Source organism: Arthrobacter sp. 9MFCol3.1 (assembly GCF_000620385.1).
GTDB lineage: Bacteria > Actinomycetota > Actinomycetes > Actinomycetales > Micrococcaceae > Arthrobacter.
Map to the genome: position 1 here is coordinate 75,085 of NZ_JIBJ01000004.1, position 18,343 is coordinate 93,427.

The window sequence follows — 18,343 nt, forward strand, 5'->3', positions numbered from 1 at the left end:
ATGATTTAGCCATTTTTTGGTTATTTTGAGGGTTATTGGCCGCCCCCTTTCGATCCAATTTGACGGCATTTGATGGGGTCTGGTTGGGCTGTTTGCCCCTCAGTTGCCCCTGACAGCTACCTGCTACCGCGGACGCGCTGAGTTAATGGCCGTGTGAGTGGCGTCAATAGGACTTCTGCCGAGGTCTTCCAAGAAAAACCAAAGGTCGAGCGACTAGCGTTTCGTCATGATGCGGCCTACTACACCCTCTCAGCAGGGCGGGTCAGTTACCCGCCGCTCCGTACTGCTTATGCCGGCCGCCGGGATTATCGCGCTCGGCGCCGCGCACGCATCCAAAGCGGCGGAAGCCACCTTCACCTGGCCGGTTGCGGTAAATTCAACGCTCATGCGGTTCGACCAGTTCCCTATAGCGCTCACCGACATAGTGCCGATCAACAGCAACGTCACCAACCAGGACTCCGTTGTGCGCGTTCCTGGCGATTGGATCTACGCGGTTTTCTGGGGCGCCGACATGAACCCCTACGTAGCGAAGATGAAATACGGTGACTCCACCTGGCAGGTCTTCAACCTCGGCACCCTGCCCGGCAACCCGCTCGTGGCCCCGGCGCCGGCCGATGAGCACAACAACCTCGCGATCATGCTCGACGGGGCCGGGTACATCCACATTTCCGGCAACCACCACCGTGTTCCGTTGAGGTACATCCGTTCCACGGTCCCGAATGAAATCACGGGCTGGGAAAACCCGGGCATGGTGGGGTCCGACGAAACCGAAGTCACATACCCTCGATTTGTGCAAACCCTCGACGGGAACCTCCTATTCTTCTACCGCGCTGGGACAAGCTCGGATGGCGACCTCATGCTGAACCGGTATTCCACGACAACCAAAACATGGACGCGTGAGGGCATGATCCTGAAAGGTCACGACTGGTCCGGGCCCGGTACGAAAGATATGTCGGCCTACCCGTCTCGCATTGTCTATGACGAATCGACGGGGCGCGTACATATGTGGTGGACGTGGCGGGATACCATCGACCCCGAGTCCAGCCGCGACCTCTGCTACCTCTACAGCGAAGACAAGGGCGTGACCTGGCTAGACGGCACGGGTACCGCAGTTACGTTGCCAGTGACGCCCGGCAATGCCGCCGTGAAAGTGCTGACCGGAGGAGCCGGGATCGTCGTCACCGGTGCATGCGTGGACACGGCAGCCAACGCCTACGCCACGGTAAGGTTCCCTGCACCCGATAGTGAGGTCCGGCTCTACAAAAAGACCGGTTCGACGTTCAGCTACACAGTTATCGGCGCGGGATTGATCTGGCACGCGACGGTCTTCGGGACACCCGACGGGAAGGTCTACGCGGTCTACGCCGAAGCAGACATCGCCTATATCAGGCAAGTAGGGCCCACGCTGGAAGCCCGGGTGCAACTCATTCCGTGGGCCATGCCGCACTGGACCCCGAGCACGGCGACAATGCTCAACGGCTCCTACACAATGCGGCTACTCATCGCACCCTGCCGCCAAAAGGCGGTCAGCAACTACGGCGGCGTCCTCACGATGACTGTCAATCCGGGCACGTTGGCCGCGCTCTCATCAGGGAAGCTGGTGCTACCTGAGCCGAAGCCCGTCGCTTGATCGTCCGGACTGCCAGCCGGATTGGCGCCAGTCGGGCCTACGCTGGCAGGAACCCGGGGAGGCGGTGGCTCCAACGGATGCCACAGAGCTTGTCAGGGCATCGGCGGTATTCTTCGATGTCCCATTCTGAGTCTGTGACTCGGCGGATGTTGCCGGCGGGCACCTATGCCCAGTGTTTGTGCCCGGCGCCGTCGGCCCAGGCTACAAGGACATACGACGGGTTCCAGCGCTCGGCGACGGCGTACACGTCCACCGTGGAGCCGCCGGCCAGCGGGATGCCAGCCATGACCTTCGGATAGCTCCCGTGCTCCCACGACCGCGTTTCCTGCGGAGGGTGACCGGGATCCGGGCGGAGGTATTATTTCGTAGGTTGCTCCGTCGAGGGTGAACGATGCCATGGGCAAATCGTATCCGGACGAGCGCGCCGCCCCACCGCCGTCACCAACCCTGAATAGTGCTCTGGCTGTTTAGGGAATTGCCCGGAAACAGCAACAAGGCCCCACCGGCGCCGGAAAGGCGCGTGGGGCCTTGCCGTGTCTAGCCGAAGACCCGGTCGAGGAGTTCTCCCATGGCGACCGGGTCCACCCGGAAATCATTTCGCTGATACAGAGGATGCGTTTGGGTGGTGACCGGGCCGCGGAGTTCGAACCAGGGCTGGCCCTTCAAACATGCGAGGTCGAAGAAGAACAGGTCGTCCCACAGTTCGGGGATCAGGGGCAGAATTTTGGCGGAGTCAGGTGCGAAGACCGTGTTGGTCAGCGCTGATCCCAGAGGCCCGGCAATGGCGTCAGCGGAGGCGAATGCTGAAACCTGGTCCATGAATGAATGATCAGATGGGCGGAACATCTCGAAGCCATGCTGCTGCAGCAGCGAAAAGATCTGGTCTTCGTTTTCCAGGCGTCGATTGCCGGTATCGTTGCGCGTCACATACAGGCGCCTCGGACCACTTGGCTTCGGTGCGCGCTCCAGGATCTCATTGAACGTACGAGTCGCTTCGCGGCGAATGGAGCCCCAGTGCCCCATCGGGCTGATGTAGTGAAGACTCTTCACCCTCATTCCCCCGGCAGGGATTACGGTGGCGTCACTGAGATCAACACCAACGGCGGCGGCCGATGCCTTCATGGTTGGCCACATGCCGTTCGGGACCCCCGGATTTACCGACTTCGGAAGAAGCACATCGGAGCCCAGGATGCTGGCCGAGTACCGCAGCTCACGGAGACGAGGCAGGACCTCTGTCAGCCAGTGACCGTAGTACTCGACGCCGTAGCGGGCAATTGAGTACTTTGGCAGGTCGTCGCATTGAACCGCGCCCGACAGGTCCACGTCCCACTCGCCGTCGCCCGCAGGGGTCAGGTGGTTGTATTTGTTGAGATTCCTTTGGACGGAGGCCGGGAGGGTCTCGGCTACGATCGCTCCGCCATAGATAATGACACCGTCGTCAAGGATGTAGGCGTTGTCCAGCACCGCATGAATCGTTGATGCGTAGTCAACGGCGACTCCCGCATAGTTCTTCTTTACGACGTCCCTGCGGGGGAAATCGACCTCGTCGATGTTGGTGAATTCGACCGTGCTTTCTCGCGCACTTCGCTGTGGCGGAAATATCTCAGACGCTATTAGTCCGTTCTGGGACGCCAGTTCCCGAATCGGCACAATCTTAAGGCGCATAAAAATTCTCGTTCCATGTGGTTTGCTGCAAGTTGCAAAGTAGAAATCTTACCGGTATGCGGCCGGCCCCGTGGTCTAGGGCATGTAGGATTCCAGCATGCCCGCTTCAGCACAAACGCCCGCCCTCAGCCGCGCCTCCGACACGGACGCGACAGAGGAAAGAGCGCAGCAGTTCGCCACAGAGCTCATCGAGGGGATTTGGGACTTCCGGTCCAACGAGCGCCAACTGAGCAGTGCACTCAGGCTCAAGTCGGACGGCAGTCTCGAGGGATACAACCACCGCAACGAAAATCAGTGGGTCATCGAGGGAAACTCCGTGTGCTTCGCCGACGCAACCGGCCGCGTGACCGGACGACTAGAACGCATCTCAGCCGCGGGCGAGGAGCCAGTTTTTCAGGGGCGGTCGCTTATCAACCCGAACGTCATGTTCACCCTCGCTTCCGTGTCCTGGGAGAACCGGGGGCGCCCACCCCGGTTGAGTAGGACCTTGCTAGCGAACGATATCGCCGAACACGGGTGGGATATCGGCGATCACACCTACGGCAATGTGTCTGTCTTCGAACGGACGGCACACCTCAAGATTGGCAAGTTCTGTTCGATCGCATCCGGTGTCGGGATCGCCCTGGGCAACCACAGGATTGACACTGTTTCCTCCTACCCCTTCCCAACGTTGGATAGGTGGTGGCCCTCTGCCACTGGGCTGATTGACCATGACTCTCGCGGCGACGTCGTCATCGGCAGCGATGTTTGGATAGGCACGTCCGCTTTCATCACATCGGGGGTCACGATCGGCCACGGCGCCGTCATCGCGGCCCACGCGGTGGTCACAAAGGACGTCCCTCCGTACGCAATCGTCGGAGGCAACCCCGCCAGAATCATCCGGTACCGATTCCCTCCCGAAACCATCGAGCGGCTCTTGGCCATTGCCTGGTGGGATTGGCCGGACCGGACCGTTGACCGAATGCTTCCCCTCATGTTCAGGGCTGACCTCGAGGAATTCTTCACGGCCGCGGAGAACGTTCACCCCTAAGTTTGAGACGACAAAAACGGCCCCCATCCTCCCTGTAGGAGGATGGGGGCTTATCCGATTAAGGTCATGCCGAGGTCTAAACCCATTTCCACTGGTCGATGTAGTCCTGGGGCAGCCCGCGGTTCGGGATGTTCAGCCAGATTTCCGGGACGGACCCAGTGTCGATGGCGACGCCTCCGCGTGACTTGATGACGTGGCAGTAATACTTTGCCAAGAGCCCCCCGGACACCAGGTAGGGCATACCCGGCTTGATTGGCTCGATAGTGTCAACGACCTTTTGGAACACGTCCGGGTAGTGCTGAGAATTCTTACGCTCCGCGGCCTTCAGGAAAACGGCCTGCATCGGCAGCACGTGCTCGACCACATCGCCGATGCGGAATCGCTGCTTCATTAGTGAGCCCAATGCCTTATGACTGCTGATCACGCCAACAGACTCTCGCCCCGCGAAGATCTCTTCGTAATGCTCTAGGAGCTCGCGGTTCACCCAGCGCCTACACGAGAGTCGACAGGATCCTTGCCGGCACGTACACATCACGTCCGAGCCGCAAGACCCTGGAATGCCAGATGGATCCGGAAGGACAAGTCGCGCACCCCTTTTTATGGGAAGGGTTTGCGGTGGCGGGCAGAGTGGACGCCCCCCGCCGGCACGAAGCAGCGGCAGAGCTTCGCCACGAAGGCCGCGGCCGAGGACTTCCTCGCCGAACAGGTGTCGTCGATAAACCGTGGCACGTACGTGCGTCTGCGGAAGAAGGTACTGCTCTCGGACTACGCGGAGAAGTGGCAGGGCGCTCAGCTGCATCACCGGGCGTCATCGAAGGAGCAGGTGGCGGCCAAGCTGAAGCTCTACATCATCCCCACCCTCGGGCACATGACGCTGGACGCCGTGCACCGGGAGGATGTGCAGGCTGCGGTGGGGGAGTGGGCGGAGACCCTGGCCCCGTCAACAGTCAAGGTCACCTACGGCTACCTCGCCGCCATGTTCAAGGCTGCAGTGTTGGACGGCAACCTGCAGAAGAGCCCTTGCCTTTCGATCCGCTTGCCAACGATCGAGGACGAGGCAGTGATCCCTCTCAAGACGGCGACGGTGCAGCGGCTCGCCAAGGAGATCTGGAAGCCATACCGTCCGATGGTCGTCTTCTGCGCGGCCACCGGTCTACGGTCCTCCGAGCTGCGCGGCCTCACCTGGGACCGGGTCGACTTCGACAACGCCATGATCAGCATCGACAGGCAACTGATCGGGAACAACTCGAGCGATCCCTCCTGGGGGCCGCCCAAGACGAAGGCCAGCCGCCGGCGCATCCACATCGGGGACCACTCCATACAGGTCATCAAGGAACTCCGGGAGGGCCCGCAAGGTGTGGGCGGCTTGGTGTTCCATTCGGACGGTCGTGCCATCACCCGGCACACGGCGGGGGAGGCGTGGCGGCACATCCGTGACATCGTCCCGGGCGCCGGAACGGGGTGGCACGAGCTCAGGCACTATCACGCCTCACAGCTGATCGCCGGGGGCATGTCCCCTGTGGCTGTGGCCCACCGCCTGGGGCACAAGGACGCCACCGAGACTCTCAAAACCTATGCCCACCTGTGGCCTGACGACGACACGAAAGCAGCTGCACTGACCGATGGTCTGGTGCGCTTGGATGCCCCTGATTTGCCCCTGACCTAGCCCACTGCCCAGCATGAGCGCCGATTCCCTCAGAACCCGGCGTATCGGTCAACCCATCCACCCAAACCGCCGGGTTACCCTGCCCTGCCCGGAGCAGGATCCGGCCGTCACCGGTGCCGGCCGCCGGGCTCGTGCGTGCACGGTTGCAAGCTTGGGAAAACCTTGAGGCATGCTTGACATCATCCCGGCGGGCCCCGACACTTCAATGAACGCTTCAGGTAACGGTGCATGCGATGGTTGAGGAGTCATAGTGCCGGATGACGCAGCATACGACTATGTCATCGCCGGTGGTGGCACAGGCGGCAGCGTCCTGGCCGGCAGACTTAGCGAAGACCCTTCGATACGCGTGCTCCTGCTCGAGGCAGGAAGATCCGACCGCCATCCGTTCATTCACATGCCCGCGGGCTTCCCGAGGCTCAAGGGGGGCCCGTATCAGTGGGCTTACAACAGTGTTCCGCAAAAACACAGCAACGGCCGCAGCATCGCGCTTCCTCAGGGCCGGGGACTCGGCGGCGGCGGCTCCATCAACTCCCAGGTCTTCACCCGGGGCGTGGCTGGGGACTACGACGGGTGGGTCGCGGACTACGGATGCGAGGGCTGGTCCGCCGCCGAGGTGTCCAAGTATTTCATCCGCTCGGAATCAAACACCAGACTCTCAGGACCGCACCATGGAACCCAAGGGCCCCTCGGCGTCTCTGACCTCCGTCGTCCGCACACGCTCTCGGCGGCCTTCGTGCAGGCGGGCCAGGAGTTCGGGCTGCCCTACAACAGCGATTTTAACGGGGCGAAGCAGCTCGGCGTTGGCTTCTACCAGACCACCACCAGGAACGGCCGCCGGTGCAGCGCAGCCGTCGCCTATTTGAAACCCGCGCGCAAGCGGCCCAATCTCACGGTGCGCGTCAACGTGACCGTCTCCAAGGTGGTCATCAAGAACGGCCGCGCCGTCGGCATCCAGACGATTGAAGGCGGAGTCGCGCGAACCTACGGTGCCCGGCGCGAGGTGCTGATCGCTAGCGGAGCGTTTGGTTCGCCCAAGTTGTTGCAGCTTTCAGGCATTGGCGACCCGGCAGACCTTGCTGCCGCCGGCATCGACGTGGTCCACGCCCTGCCCGGGGTCGGGAAGAACCTGCAGGACCACCTTGACCTTGACATCATCTACGAACTCACCGATGACCACAGCCTGGACCGGTTCAATCGGGTACGCCCGGCGACCGTCCTGGCGGGCCTCGAGTATCTGGCTTTCCGTTCGGGACCGTTCGCATCCAACCTCGTCGAAGCGGGTGGGTTCAGTTACGCCAACACAGATGAGAAATCCCCGGACCTGCAGTTCCACTTCCTGCCCGCAGCGAGGTCGGAGCCGGGCATAGCGTCGCTGCAGCCCGGCTTCGGCATGACGCTGAACTCCTATTTCCTGCGCCCCCGCAGCCGGGGGACAGTTCGGGTCGCATCCTCAGACCCCACACAGTCGCCGCTCATCGATCCGAATTTCCTCGCGGACGACTATGACCTGGAGATGACGATCGTCGGCGTGCAGCAGAGCCGGCAGATCATGGAGCAGTCATCGATGGCGGCGTTCATCAAGAAGGAGCACATCGGCGACGGCTCCCGCGTGGCAACCCGCGACGAATACGTGAATTTCGTGCGCTCCTACGGACGGACCTCCTACCATCCGGTCGGCACGTGCGCCATGGGGACCACAGACGATTCGGTCGTCTCGCCCCGGCTGAAGGTCTACGGGCTGGAGGGGCTGCGGGTCGTTGACTCCTCGGTCATGCCCCGCCTGGTCAGTGCCAACACGCAGGCGCCGACCATCATGATCGCGGAAAAGGCCGTCGACATGATCCTGGAGGACGCAGCCCGGCTGGCGCCCGGAGTGAGTGGTTTGGCCGGCTCCTCTATGGCCCCGGACGGTGTGTGAGTCAATTCACGCGCACCAGGCACCCCACCCGGCCTGGCCGCCCGTAGAATTGATGGTGAACGTAGAAGTTCTGCCGCCGGGTCTGCGTTCGCAGCCGGCGGTTTTTCTTTGCGCTCGATGAGGCGCCCGGGGTGGACCGAATCCCCGCCGGTGCCCGGTACCGGACACCCTCCGGCGGCCGACTTCCCCCTACGAGGACGTAGGGGGTGGATTCTAGGAAGGTAGTTCTGTGAGCCAGACGTCAGATTCTTGTCTTGATACGTGGATGGGCCGTGAGGCGCTCGCCGAGGCGATGATCCCCGTGATCGGCCGGCTGTACCGCGAGAACAACGTGGTGACCTCCATCCACGGACGCAGCCTGATCAACAAGTCCACCATGAATATCCTCAAGGCCCACCGCTTCGCCCGCCGGATGAGCAAGGAAGAACTGCGCCTCGAGGAGACGGCCCCGCTGCTGGAGGCCCTGACCAAGCTGGACCTCGGCGCCGCGGCGATCGACATTGCCCGCCTCACCGAGAAGTACCGCGCCGAGGGCGACGGCGCCAGCCTGGATGAGTTCCTCCGCGCCGAACTCGCCGAGGTTGTCGGCAAGCGCGGCGGCGACGACCGCACCAGCACCGACGTCGTCCTCTACGGCTTCGGCCGCATCGGCCGGCTCCTGGCCCGGCTCCTGATCGAAAAGGCGGGCGGCGGCCACGGCCTGCGCCTGCGCGCCATCGTGGTCCGCCGCGGTTCTGATAACGACCTCAGCAAGCGCGCGAGCCTGCTGCGCCGCGACTCCGTCCACGGCTCGTTCGAAGGCACCATCAAGGTTGACCTCGAAAACGACACCATCACGGCCAACGGCGTCCAGATCCAGGTCATCTACTCGGACAACCCCTCTACGGTGGACTACACCGCCTACGGCATCCACGACGCGCTCGTCGTGGACAACACGGGCCGCTGGCGCGACGCCGAGGGCCTGTCCCAGCACCTGCTGAGCAAGGGTGTTGCCCGCGTTCTCCTCACCGCACCGGGCAAGGGCGATCTGAAGAACATTGTGCACGGCATCAACCACGGCACCATCGCCGACTCGGACACGATCGTCTCGGCGGCGTCCTGCACCACGAACGCCATCACCCCTGTGCTCAAGGCGATCAACGACCGCTACGGCGTGGTCCACGGCCACGTGGAGACGGTCCACTCCTTCACGAACGACCAGAACCTGATCGACAACTTCCACAAGGGTGACCGCCGTGGACGCTCGGCCGCGCTGAACATGGTGATCACCGAGACAGGTGCCGCCAAGGCCGTCGCCAAGGCTTTGCCGGAACTGCTCGGCAAGCTCACGGGCAGCTCCATCCGCGTCCCCACCCCGGACGTCTCGCTGGCCATCCTGAACCTGAACCTGGAGAACGGCACCACCAAGGACGAGGTCAACGACTACCTGCGGGAAATGTCGCTGCACTCCGAGCTGCGCAAGCAGATCGACTACATCGATTCGCCCGAGGTTGTCTCCACAGACTTCGTCGGCTCACGCCGGGCTGGCATCGTCGACGGACTGGCCACGATCTCCAACGACAAGAACCTCGTCCTGTACGTCTGGTACGACAACGAGTTCGGCTACAGCTGCCAGGTGGTCCGCGTCATGGAGGAAATGGCCGGGGTCAACCCGCCGTCCTTCCCCGCCAAGGACGCCGCGTCCATCCTCGAGGCCGCCGGCCTGCCCGTCGAGGTCTAACCCGGGCCAAGGTCCCTGACCGGGACTGGTTCCTCCTTTCCCGGCCGATGCACTGGAATCGGCCGGGAAAGGGACCCACAATGGAGCCATGGAACCGAACCCGGCTGTTGAACACGAGACCACCCTGGAACACGCGCTGGACGTCGCGCGGAGCAACGCGAAAGAAGCGAAGCGGCTGCTGGACGACGCCCTGGTCAAACGCCAGTCCGGTGAAGTCAACGAGGACCGGGTGACCCAGCTCCAGGGCCTTCTGGATCTGGCCAACGAAGACCTGAAACGGGTCACACGGGAGCAATAGGCCCCGGCGTTCCGCCACCGGTCCCCAACACTGTGGACAACCGCCCCGGTGGCGGTCCGTCCACGTAGGCTCAGGGCGTGCAGCCAGAACGCCGCGAGCGGCCGCCCACATGACCGTCACCTGGATGGAATTCCGCCGCGCCCGCCGCCACTCCCGCCAGGCCTGGATTCTCCTGGCCGCAGCAGGCCTGGCCGTCCTCGGCGGCCTCGCCTGGTTCTTCACGGCCGGCCAGTTTGTTGCCGCGGAGCCGCAGATCGCCGGCCCCAGTGCGGCCCCCGTGGTCGCCGCCGGGTGGATGAACGCAGTGGACGCCGTCCGGGCCGTGCCGGAGGGAAGCGCTGCCGGAGTGCTCGACACCCTCGCGGTCAAGGGACGGGCGGCAAAGAACAACTATGACCGGGGCGCCTTCGGCCAGGCGTGGCTCGACGTCGACCGCAACGGCTGCGATACGCGCAACGACATCCTCCGCCGCGACCTGGCGGCCGCCGAATTCGCCAGCGGCTCCCGGTGCCAGGTGGCCGGCGGCACGTTCCAGGAACCGTACACCGGCCGCATGATCGCGTTCCGGCGCGGCGCCGAAACCAGTGCCGCGGTGCAGATCGACCACGTCGTGGCGCTGGGGGACGCGTGGCAAAAGGGCGCCCAGCAGCTCACAGCGCAGCAGCGCGCACACCTGGCCAACGATCCCCTCAACCTGATCGCCGTCGACGGTCCCGCCAACCAGGACAAGAGCGCCTCAGACGCCGCCACCTGGCTGCCGCCGAACAAGGCTTTCCGCTGCCACTATGTGGCCCGCCAAATCTCGGTCAAGGCGGCCTACCGGCTCTGGGTCACTGCCGCAGAGAAGGAAGCGATGAAACGGATCCTGACCTTGTGCCCCGGGCAGCAGACGATCGTGCCGCGGTGAGGACCCGTCGCGGCTTCCGGGCTGGAGGGCCCTTGCAGCCGTTCTCCTGCCCGGCGAGAATGGGCGCGGCGGGACAAACCGCGCGCGCCGGAATGCTGGAACGGAAACCATGGCACATCGCACGGACGATTCAGGCAAGGGGCACACCGGCCACAAGAAGGGCTCTGCACGGCGGCCGCCGCGGCTCGACGCCGGAATCTACGAGGCCGAGCTCCTGCGGCTCCAGGCAGAACTGGTTGCGCTCCAGGAGTGGGTCCAGAGCACCGGGGCGCGGGTCCTCATTATCTTCGAGGGGCGGGATGCAGCGGGCAAGGGGAGTGCGATCAAAAGGGTCACCGAGTTCCTGAATCCGCGGTTTGCCCGGATAGTCGCATTGCCGGCACCGACGGAGCGCGAACGTGGTGAATGGTACTTCCAGCGCTATGTGGCGCATCTGCCCGCCGCCGGGGAAATCGTCCTGATGGACCGCTCCTGGTACAACCGTGCCGGCGTCGAACACGTGATGGGCTTTTGCACCCCGGCAGAGCACAAACGCTTCATGGCCCAGTGCCCGGTTTTTGAACGGCTCCTCATCCAGGACGGGATCCTGCTCTTCAAGTACTGGTTCTCGATCAGCCATGCGGAACAGGAACGGCGGTTCAAATCCCGACTGGATGATCCCATGCGGCAATGGAAGCTCTCCCCGATGGACCGGGAGGCAATCCTGCGGTGGGAAGACTACTCGCGGGCCAAGGACGACATGTTCGTGCAGACGGACACCGCGGAATCACCCTGGTACGTGGTGGAAGCCGAAGATAAACGCCGGGCAAGGATCAACCTCATCGCCCACCTGCTCTCCAGCATCGACTACCAAGAAGTACGGACAGAGCCGGTGACCCTGCCGGAGCGGCCGAAAGCCGTCAACTACACGCGTCCGCCGCGGGAACTGTTCCGCTATGTCCCGGATTTCGCGGCAAGCCTGGAAAAGCCGCCGGGGGACTGAGCGGGATCGATTGGCTCAGTAGACTGCAGCATGGACATTGTGAAATACATGACGCCGTTCCTTGGCACCTGGCAGGGACAAAACCGCTTGCGGCTCATGCCCACAGACGAGTACAAGGGTTCGGCGGCCACCGCCACGGTGAAGGTGACCGCGGCGCACTTCGCGAGTGTCGCCTACACCTGGTCAGACGGTGAGAACCCGCAGGAAGGCCTGTTGCTCCTGGCCGGCGGGGCGTCCGACGCGGATCCCGCCACCGCGGTGTGGGCGGACTCCTGGCACACGGGCAAGGCGCTGATGCAGTTTTCCGGCACGGTGGGCGCCGACGGTGTCCTCCGGCTCGACGGCTCCTATCCGGCGCCGCCCGGCCCGGACTGGGGCTGGCAGATCCACCTGCACCCGGCGGATGGCCCGGGCGGACGCATCACCATGCACAACCTCGTCCCGGGCGAGGACCCCTATCAGGTGGTGGAGCTGGAACTCCACCGGTAGGGTACCGGCATGGACATTATCCTCGTACCCGGATTCTGGTTGGACGCCTCGTCGTGGGCGGACGTCACCCCGCCGCTGGCCGCGGCCGGGCACAAGGTCTACCCGCTGACCTTGCCGGGACTGGAGTCGGCCGGTGCGCCGCGCGCCGGCATCGGCCTGCGCACGCACATCGACGCCGTCGTGGCGAAGATCGATTCCTTCGACGCACCCGTGGTCCTGGTGGGCCACTCCGGCGGCGGAGCCATCATCCACGGCGCCGTCGATGCCCGCCCGGACCGGGTGGCCCGGGCAATCTACGTGGACAGCGGACCACTGGGGGAGGGCGGGGTCATCAATGACGAACTTCCGGCCGACGGCGACGACGTGCCGCTGCCGCCGTGGGAGCTCTTCGAGGACGAGGACCTCACCGACCTGACCGACGAGCTGCGCGCCATGTTCCGTGCCCGTGCCATCCCGCAGCCCCGCGGCGTGGCCCAGGACCGGCAGCAGCTCACGGATGAACGCCGCTACGAGGTCCCGGTCACCGTCATCGCCTGCGAATTCCCGTCCGCGATGCTGACGGAAATGATCGCCGGCGGCCACCCGTACGTGGCCGAGCTCGGACGGATCCGCGAGGTCGACTATGTGGACCTGCCCACCGGCCACTGGCCGCAGTTCACCAAGCCGGCCGAGCTCGGCGCCGCCATCCTGGCCGCCGTCGACCGGACCCCGGGGAGCTGACCCCGGCCGGGCGCCAGCCCGCCGGTCTTCCACCAGCCCCGCCAGCATCCAGCCGTCAGTGGCCGTCAGTGGCCGAACGGGTCCGGGTCCACTCCCGGCATCCAGGTCAGGCCGGGAACGCCCCAGCCGCTGCGCTTGGCCTGCTTCATGGCCCGGCGCGAATAGCGGTCAATCAACCGGTTGACGTAGAGCTTGCCGTCGAGGTGGTCGTACTCATGCTGGATGACCCGGGCGAACCAGCCGGTCGCCTCGAATTCCACCGGCTTCCCGTCCCCGTCGAAGCCCTGGACCCTCGCCCATTCGGCCCGCTTGAGCGGATACTGGCCGCCGGGGAAGGACAGGCAGCCCTCCTCTTCCTCGTCGGGGTCCGGGAGGGCGCCGGAGACCTTGGAAAGTGTCAGGACAGGGTTGACCACGACCCCGGTGGGCGGGGCGCCGTCGTCGTTGTCGTACTTGTACACGAAGAGCCGCTTGCCGACCCCCACCTGGGGAGCCGCCAGCCCGACGCCGTTGGCGGCGTCGTTGGTCTCGAACATGTCGGCGATCAGGGTGCGGAGCTCGTCGTCGAAGACTTCGACTTCCGCGGCCCGGCGGTGCAGCACGGGCTCGCCCCAGATCGTGATGGGCAGGACGGTCATATCAGAAAAGTTCCTCGGGTGCTGGTGGAGTCGCGGCGTCTCAGCCGGCGATGGTGCGGCCGACGACGTCGCGCATGATTTCGTTGGTGCCGCCGAAGATCGTCAGCAGCCGGGCGGCGAGGTAGGCCTGGGCCACCGGGTATTCCATGATGTAGCCGTAGCCGCCGTGCAGCTGCAGGCAGCGGTCCGTGACGGACTTGGCGCGCTCGGACGCCCACAGTTTGGCACGGGCAGCGCCTGCGGCGTCGAGCTCTCCGGCGTTGAACGCCAGGATGGCCTGGTCCACGTACGCTTCGGTGACCTCGACCTCCGTGAGGATGTCGGCAAGTTCGAAGCGGCTGTTCTGGAAATCGATGATCCGCTCGCCGAACGCGTTGCGGTCCTTCGTATAGCGGACAGTCGCCTCGTAGGTGGCGCGCACGACGGCGGAGCTTGCCACGGCGATGGCCAGCCGGCCCTGGGGGAGCTGTTCGGCCGCGTACTGCAGGCCCTTGCCCTCCTCGCCGACGAGGTCGGCGTGCGGGACACGGACGTTGTCGAAGAACAGCTCGGCCGTGTCGGAGGCTTTGAGGCCCATCTTGTCCAGCTGCTTGCCGGTGTTGTAGCCCTCGCCCTTCTGGACCATGAAAAGCGAGAACGAGTCGCGGTTTCCGCGTCCGGTGCCGCCGTCGGTGCGGGCCAGGACCAGGGAGGCGTCGCCGGAGATGCCGTTGCCGATGAACGTTTTCTGGCCCGTGATCAGCCAGTCGTCGCCGTCGCGGACTGCCTTGGTGCGGATGCCGCGCAGGTCGGAGCCGGCCCCCGGTTCGGTCCAGGCGACCGACGTGACCTTTTCGCCGGAGACCATGCCCGGGAGCCAGCGGGCTTTGAGGTCATCGGAGCCGTAGGCCAGCAGGTGGGGGAGGACCATGTCATCGTGCAGGTGGAAGGCCAGGCCGACCGCGAGGTGGTTGCTCCTGGCGAATTCTTCGTCGAGCACTGTCCGGAAGCGGTAATCGGACATCCCCATGCCGCCGAACTCTTCCGGCACGGCCAGGCCCAGCAGGCCCTGCTCGCCGGCCGCGGACCACAGTTCCCGGGACATCATGTGGTCCTCGTCCCACTGGGTGTAGTGGGGAGCGACCGCGCGCGCATTGAACTCGGCGGCCATCTCACGGAACATCTCGTGGTCTTCTTCAAAGAGCTTGCGCTTCACTGCGATTCCTTCCCATACAGACAACAAAGGCCGCACCGGATAACCGGTGCGGCCTTTGGAAAAGGTCGGACAATCACTGCCGTCCTTCATGAGGGTGAGCGACGGGGGTTGAACCCGCGACCTCCTGGACCACAACCAGGCGCTCTGCCAACTGAGCTACGCCCACCATGTGCCATATCAGGCCCTCCGGCGAACCGGCTGGCTGGAAAGGCAACGACAAATAGCTTACCTGCTGTTTGGGGGTGGTTTTGCCACTTTTGCGATTTTCGCCAAAATTTCCGCGAAACGTGGCGCAGATTACTTTCTGCGCCACGTCCCCGGCGACGTTTCATCGGCCCCGCAGCGAGGGGGGAGGGTGTGTGGCCGCTAGCCGGCCGGGGTGGGCTCGGCTGCTTCGCCGCCCATGACGCGCTTGGCGATCCGCTGCGCCGTGGCACTGTCCGGGCCCGGCGCGGGGACAAACACGGCCTCGCGGTAATACCGGAGTTCGTCGATGGAGTCCTTGATGTCGCCGAGTGCCCGGTGGCCGCCCAGCTTGGCGGGGGACTGGAAGTAGGCCCGGGCAAACCAGCGGCGGGAGAGTTCCTTGATGGTGCTGACGTCGATCACCCGGTAGTGCAGGTGCTCCACCACGTCGGGCATGTCGCGGACAAGGAACACGCGGTCGGTGCCCACCGAGTTGCCGCCGAGCGGGGCCTTCCGCGGGTCCGGCACCCATTTCTTGATGTAGGCGAGCACGGCTGCCTGCGCTTCGGCCATCGTCTTGCCGTGCGGAAGCTCCGCCAGCAGGCCGGAGCGCGTGTGCATGTCGCGGACAAAGTCGTTCATCTGGGCCAGCGCGGCGTCGTCGGGCTTGATCACGACGTCGACCCCGTCCCCCAGGATGTTGAGCTCCGAATCGGTGACCAGGGCGGCCACCTCGATCAGGGCATCATTCTTGGTGTCCAGGCCGGTCATTTCGCAGTCGATCCAGACGATGCGTTCGTTAGTAATAGGCACCCGCCCAGCCTACCGTTCCGACGCCACAGAGCCGTCCGGTGCTAGGATTTCGAATACGCGGCCGCCGAATTATTTCGGCACTTCTTTCTTCAACGCGGCGCCCCGGGCCGGACAATGCGGCCGGCTGTGGGCGGAATTGTGGCCCACAACAGATTGGACGATCCTGACATGACGGCGCCTGTGCCTGCGGCGGGGGAAACGGCTGCCGGTACGTCCAGCCCGTCCACGTCCCGCCCCTCTGCGTCTGCCCGGACTGCGCTCACCCGGACTGCGGCCTCCCCTGAGTCGGAAGGGGCCGTCGGCGACGTCGACAACCCGCGGTCCCCGATCCTTGCCGGGTTCCTGGGCTCCCTGTTCATGACGATCGGTTCGATCGGCGTCGGGTGGCTTGCCCCCGCGTCCGAACTCCGCCGCGTCCCGCTGTTTATCTGGATGCGCACCGAGGCCTGGGGCGTCGCCCTCTGCATTGTCCTGCTGGCCTTCGGCGGCATGCTGCTGGTCCGCGCCTGGCTGCGGCTCGGCCAGCGCGTCCGGGTCTGGGGGGCCGGTGCCCGCAAGGCCACGCTCCAGGCGACGGTGGCGTGGGGGCTGCCGCTGATGTTCTCTGTGCCGCTGTTCAGCCGCGACGTCTACGCGTACATCGGCCAGGGCCGGCTCATGGTGGAGGGCTTCAACCCCTACGAAAATGGCATTTCGGCGCTGTCCAACTACTTCCAGCTGGGCGCCGACAGAATGTGGACCGAGGCCCCCGTCCCGTACGGGCAGCTGTTCCTATGGATCGAACAGTTCGTGGTCTGGGCCACCAACGTGCACCCCGAAGGCAGCATCATGCTGTTCCGGATCGCGGCCCTGGTGGGCGTGGTCCTCTGCGTGATCTACGTGCCCAAACTGGCCGAGCTGCACGGCGTGAACCCGAACCGGGCACTGTGGCTGACGGCGGCCAACCCGCTGTTCCTCACCAACTTCATCGCCAGCGTCCACAACGACGCCCTCATGATCGGCCTGGCGCTGGCCGGCCTCTATTACTGCGCCACGCGCCGGGTCGTCCTCGGAATCGTGCTGGTCACGCTCTCCATCTCCGTCAAACCCATCACGGTGGTCTTCCTGCCGTTCATTGGCCTGCTCTGGGCGGGCAAGGGTGCCAGCTGGCCGCGTAAGTTCGTCTTCTGGGCCCTCACGGCCGGCCTCAGCCTGGCCCTGCTGTATCTCATGAGCCGGGTCAATGGCTTCGGCTTCGGCTGGATCAACGGGCTGTCCGCCCCGGGCAGCATCTGGATCTGGTACGCGCCCGTCGGCCTGGTGGGCCTGATCGTGGCCTCCATCTCCAACGCCTTCGGGCTCGACGGCTGGGGACTGGCCAAGTGGGCGTTCGACGCCGGCAAGCTGCTCGCCGTCGGGATCGTCGCCTGGCAGATCTTCCGCGGCGACTACGACCGCCTGATGCGCCGGCTCACCCTGGCGTTCGCCGCCGTCGTGCTGCTGTCCCCGATGATCCAGTCCTGGTACATCGTCTGGCTCATCCCGCTTTTCGCCGTCACGGGCATCCGCGACGACTGGCAGGTCAAGGCGCTCTACTTCATCGTGTCCTTCTTCATGGTCTACGCGATCTCGGACCAGCTCGATGTCTTCCCGTACCTGCAGACCGCGGACCTGGGCCTGGCCCTGGCGCTGGCCCGCAACGCCGCGGCGATCATCGCGTTGCTGTTCGCGCTGTACCTGATCTTCCTGGACCCGAAGACCAAGCTGCTGTTCACCAAGTCGGACGAGCCGGTCACCACGCGGCCGATCATCTAGCCGGCAGGTTCCTGAGCGCTTCCTTGCGCGAGAGCGCACTGAGCTCGTCGGCATGCCGCCGCACAAACGCCAGCACCCAGGCCGGATCCGTCCTGGCGTATTGGCGCAGCGCCCACCCGATCGCCTTGCGGATGAAGAACTCCTGATCGTCGAGGTTGGCCTCGATCACAGCGGCCAGGAGGGCCGTGTCCGTGGCGGCCTTCGCCCCCAGCTGTGCGGTGATGGCGGCCCGCCGGACCCAGAAGTCCTCATCCCGGCTCCAGCATTCCAGCACCGGCGTCAGTTCCGCCCGGTGGGCCTGCAACAGGGCGCCCAACCGGTGCGCCACCCCGTCCACCAGGTCCCACCAGGCTCCGGTGCGGATGATTTCCTCATAAATGGCCAGCATGCTCAGTTGCCCGGCAGCGGGCTTGAGCCCCGTGAGCTCGATCGCGGCGTAGCGTTCCTCACGGTGGCCGGCGTTGCGCCACAGCGCGAGCACCGTGGACTGCAGTTCCGCCAGGCTGGCCGGCGGGTGGTCCGCGGCCGCGGCCCTGACTATGCCGCGGACTTCGGGAACCCTCACGCCCAGGGACGGCATCTGCGATTTCATGTAAGCCTGTGCCCCCGCGGCGCGGCCGGGATCGGCAGCAGCCTGAAGGCTGCCGCGGATCGCGTCAAGCAGTTCCGTGGTGGTCATGAGGCCACTGTAG

The 18,343-nt window shown here is 64.8% G+C and carries 18 protein-coding genes and 1 tRNA gene; 11 read left to right on the forward strand and 8 right to left on the reverse strand.

Annotation, left to right across the window (positions count from 1 at the left end; genetic code table 11):
* Window positions 1–226: 226 nt before the first annotated feature.
* Window positions 227–1,630: a BNR repeat-containing protein gene (locus tag C560_RS22585; RefSeq protein ID WP_081801604.1), complete on the forward strand. Its 1,404-nt coding sequence runs from the start codon at window positions 227–229 to the stop codon at window positions 1,628–1,630.
* A gap of 163 nt (window positions 1,631–1,793) precedes the next feature.
* On the opposite strand, the gene C560_RS23935 is transcribed toward C560_RS22585, so the two are convergent.
* Together C560_RS23935 and C560_RS0103105 are read right to left on the reverse strand one after the other, a co-directional pair.
* Window positions 1,794–1,916, reverse strand: coding sequence for a hypothetical protein (locus tag C560_RS23935; RefSeq protein WP_269320010.1), 123 nt, complete (start codon window positions 1,914–1,916; stop codon window positions 1,794–1,796).
* Between the two features lie 251 nt (window positions 1,917–2,167).
* A complete protein-coding gene (locus C560_RS0103105) occupies window positions 2,168–3,295 on the reverse strand; it encodes a glycosyltransferase family 61 protein (RefSeq protein WP_026537089.1) in 1,128 nt (375 codons plus the stop codon).
* Window positions 3,296–3,392: 97 nt separating this feature from the next.
* On the opposite strand from C560_RS0103105, the gene C560_RS23940 reads away from it, so the two are divergent.
* Window positions 3,393–4,325, forward strand: a complete 933-nt coding sequence (locus C560_RS23940; RefSeq protein WP_269320011.1) for a CatB-related O-acetyltransferase — start codon at window positions 3,393–3,395, stop codon at window positions 4,323–4,325.
* A 76-nt stretch (window positions 4,326–4,401) separates the two neighbouring features.
* Here C560_RS23940 and C560_RS0103115 read toward each other — a convergent pair whose 3' ends face one another.
* Window positions 4,402–4,716 (reverse strand): hypothetical protein, encoded by a 315-nt coding sequence (locus C560_RS0103115; RefSeq protein WP_155855731.1) that lies wholly within the window; start codon window positions 4,714–4,716, stop codon window positions 4,402–4,404.
* 219 nt (window positions 4,717–4,935) lie between these two features.
* Here C560_RS0103115 and C560_RS0103120 point away from each other — a divergent pair, with 219 nt between their 5' ends.
* The 8 genes from C560_RS0103120 to C560_RS0103155 all read left to right on the forward strand — a co-directional run bounded on the left by C560_RS0103120 (window position 4,936) and on the right by C560_RS0103155 (window position 13,025).
* Window positions 4,936–5,991, forward strand: a complete 1,056-nt coding sequence (locus C560_RS0103120) for a tyrosine-type recombinase/integrase (RefSeq protein WP_026537092.1) — start codon at window positions 4,936–4,938, stop codon at window positions 5,989–5,991.
* Between the two features lie 250 nt (window positions 5,992–6,241).
* A complete protein-coding gene (locus C560_RS21140) occupies window positions 6,242–7,909 on the forward strand; it encodes a GMC family oxidoreductase (protein WP_043422448.1) in 1,668 nt (555 codons plus the stop codon).
* 229 nt (window positions 7,910–8,138) lie between these two features.
* Window positions 8,139–9,629, forward strand: coding sequence for a glyceraldehyde-3-phosphate dehydrogenase (locus C560_RS0103130; RefSeq protein WP_081627256.1), 1,491 nt, complete (start codon window positions 8,139–8,141; stop codon window positions 9,627–9,629).
* Window positions 9,630–9,717: 88 nt separating this feature from the next.
* Window positions 9,718–9,927 carry a hypothetical protein gene (locus C560_RS0103135; protein ID WP_026537093.1) on the forward strand — a complete coding sequence of 70 codons (210 nt, stop codon included), beginning with the start codon at window positions 9,718–9,720 and terminating at the stop codon, window positions 9,925–9,927.
* 109 nt (window positions 9,928–10,036) lie between these two features.
* On the forward strand, window positions 10,037–10,834 hold the full coding sequence (locus C560_RS0103140; RefSeq protein ID WP_026537094.1) for an HNH endonuclease family protein: 798 nt from the start codon (window positions 10,037–10,039) through the stop codon (window positions 10,832–10,834).
* A gap of 109 nt (window positions 10,835–10,943) precedes the next feature.
* Window positions 10,944–11,816 carry a polyphosphate kinase 2 gene (gene ppk2 / locus C560_RS0103145; RefSeq protein WP_026537095.1) on the forward strand — a complete coding sequence of 291 codons (873 nt, stop codon included), beginning with the start codon at window positions 10,944–10,946 and terminating at the stop codon, window positions 11,814–11,816.
* A 30-nt stretch (window positions 11,817–11,846) separates the two neighbouring features.
* Complete coding sequence (locus tag C560_RS0103150; RefSeq protein ID WP_026537096.1) at window positions 11,847–12,305, forward strand: DUF1579 family protein; 459 nt, start codon at window positions 11,847–11,849, stop codon at window positions 12,303–12,305.
* 9 nt (window positions 12,306–12,314) lie between these two features.
* A complete protein-coding gene (locus C560_RS0103155) occupies window positions 12,315–13,025 on the forward strand; it encodes an alpha/beta fold hydrolase (RefSeq protein ID WP_026537097.1) in 711 nt (236 codons plus the stop codon).
* 65 nt (window positions 13,026–13,090) lie between these two features.
* Here the strand turns inward: C560_RS0103155 and def are convergent, their stop codons facing one another.
* The 4 genes from def to orn form a co-directional block, all read right to left on the reverse strand.
* Entirely contained in the window at window positions 13,091–13,663 is a 573-nt protein-coding gene (def, locus tag C560_RS0103160; protein ID WP_026537098.1) for a peptide deformylase, read from the reverse strand.
* 40 nt (window positions 13,664–13,703) lie between these two features.
* Window positions 13,704–14,858 (reverse strand): acyl-CoA dehydrogenase family protein, encoded by a 1,155-nt coding sequence (locus C560_RS0103165; protein WP_018773397.1) that lies wholly within the window; start codon window positions 14,856–14,858, stop codon window positions 13,704–13,706.
* Between the two features lie 93 nt (window positions 14,859–14,951).
* Window positions 14,952–15,024: transfer RNA gene (locus C560_RS0103175), tRNA-His, on the reverse strand.
* A gap of 200 nt (window positions 15,025–15,224) precedes the next feature.
* A complete protein-coding gene (gene orn, locus C560_RS0103180; protein ID WP_026266426.1) occupies window positions 15,225–15,857 on the reverse strand; it encodes an oligoribonuclease in 633 nt (210 codons plus the stop codon).
* A 168-nt stretch (window positions 15,858–16,025) separates the two neighbouring features.
* On the opposite strand from orn, the gene mptB reads away from it, so the two are divergent.
* Window positions 16,026–17,651, forward strand: coding sequence for a polyprenol phosphomannose-dependent alpha 1,6 mannosyltransferase MptB (mptB, locus tag C560_RS0103185; RefSeq protein WP_197026101.1), 1,626 nt, complete (start codon window positions 16,026–16,028; stop codon window positions 17,649–17,651).
* On the opposite strand, the gene C560_RS0103190 is transcribed toward mptB, so the two are convergent.
* Window positions 17,644–18,330, reverse strand: a complete 687-nt coding sequence (locus C560_RS0103190) for a DNA alkylation repair protein (protein ID WP_026537100.1) — start codon at window positions 18,328–18,330, stop codon at window positions 17,644–17,646. The genes mptB and C560_RS0103190 overlap by 8 nt on opposite strands.
* Window positions 18,331–18,343: the final 13 nt, after the last annotated feature.

Excerpts from the sequence above, each read along its gene's own strand:
- C560_RS22585 (WP_081801604.1), top strand. The coding sequence starts at position 227 with ATGATGCGGCCTACTACACCCTCTCAGCAGGGCGGGTCAGTTACCCGC.
- C560_RS23935 (WP_269320010.1), bottom strand. The coding sequence starts at position 1,916 with ATGGCTGGCATCCCGCTGGCCGGCGGCTCCACGGTGGACGTGTACGCC.
- C560_RS0103105 (WP_026537089.1), bottom strand. The coding sequence starts at position 3,295 with ATGCGCCTTAAGATTGTGCCGATTCGGGAACTGGCGTCCCAGAACGGA.
- C560_RS23940 (WP_269320011.1), top strand. The coding sequence starts at position 3,393 with ATGCCCGCTTCAGCACAAACGCCCGCCCTCAGCCGCGCCTCCGACACG.
- C560_RS0103115 (WP_155855731.1), bottom strand. The coding sequence starts at position 4,716 with ATGAAGCAGCGATTCCGCATCGGCGATGTGGTCGAGCACGTGCTGCCG.
- C560_RS0103135 (WP_026537093.1), top strand. The coding sequence starts at position 9,718 with ATGGAACCGAACCCGGCTGTTGAACACGAGACCACCCTGGAACACGCG.
- C560_RS0103140 (WP_026537094.1), top strand. The coding sequence starts at position 10,037 with ATGACCGTCACCTGGATGGAATTCCGCCGCGCCCGCCGCCACTCCCGC.
- ppk2 (WP_026537095.1), top strand. The coding sequence starts at position 10,944 with ATGGCACATCGCACGGACGATTCAGGCAAGGGGCACACCGGCCACAAG.
- C560_RS0103150 (WP_026537096.1), top strand. The coding sequence starts at position 11,847 with ATGGACATTGTGAAATACATGACGCCGTTCCTTGGCACCTGGCAGGGA.
- C560_RS0103155 (WP_026537097.1), top strand. The coding sequence starts at position 12,315 with ATGGACATTATCCTCGTACCCGGATTCTGGTTGGACGCCTCGTCGTGG.
- def (WP_026537098.1), bottom strand. The coding sequence starts at position 13,663 with ATGACCGTCCTGCCCATCACGATCTGGGGCGAGCCCGTGCTGCACCGC.
- mptB (WP_197026101.1), top strand. The coding sequence starts at position 16,026 with ATGACGGCGCCTGTGCCTGCGGCGGGGGAAACGGCTGCCGGTACGTCC.
- C560_RS0103190 (WP_026537100.1), bottom strand. The coding sequence starts at position 18,330 with ATGACCACCACGGAACTGCTTGACGCGATCCGCGGCAGCCTTCAGGCT.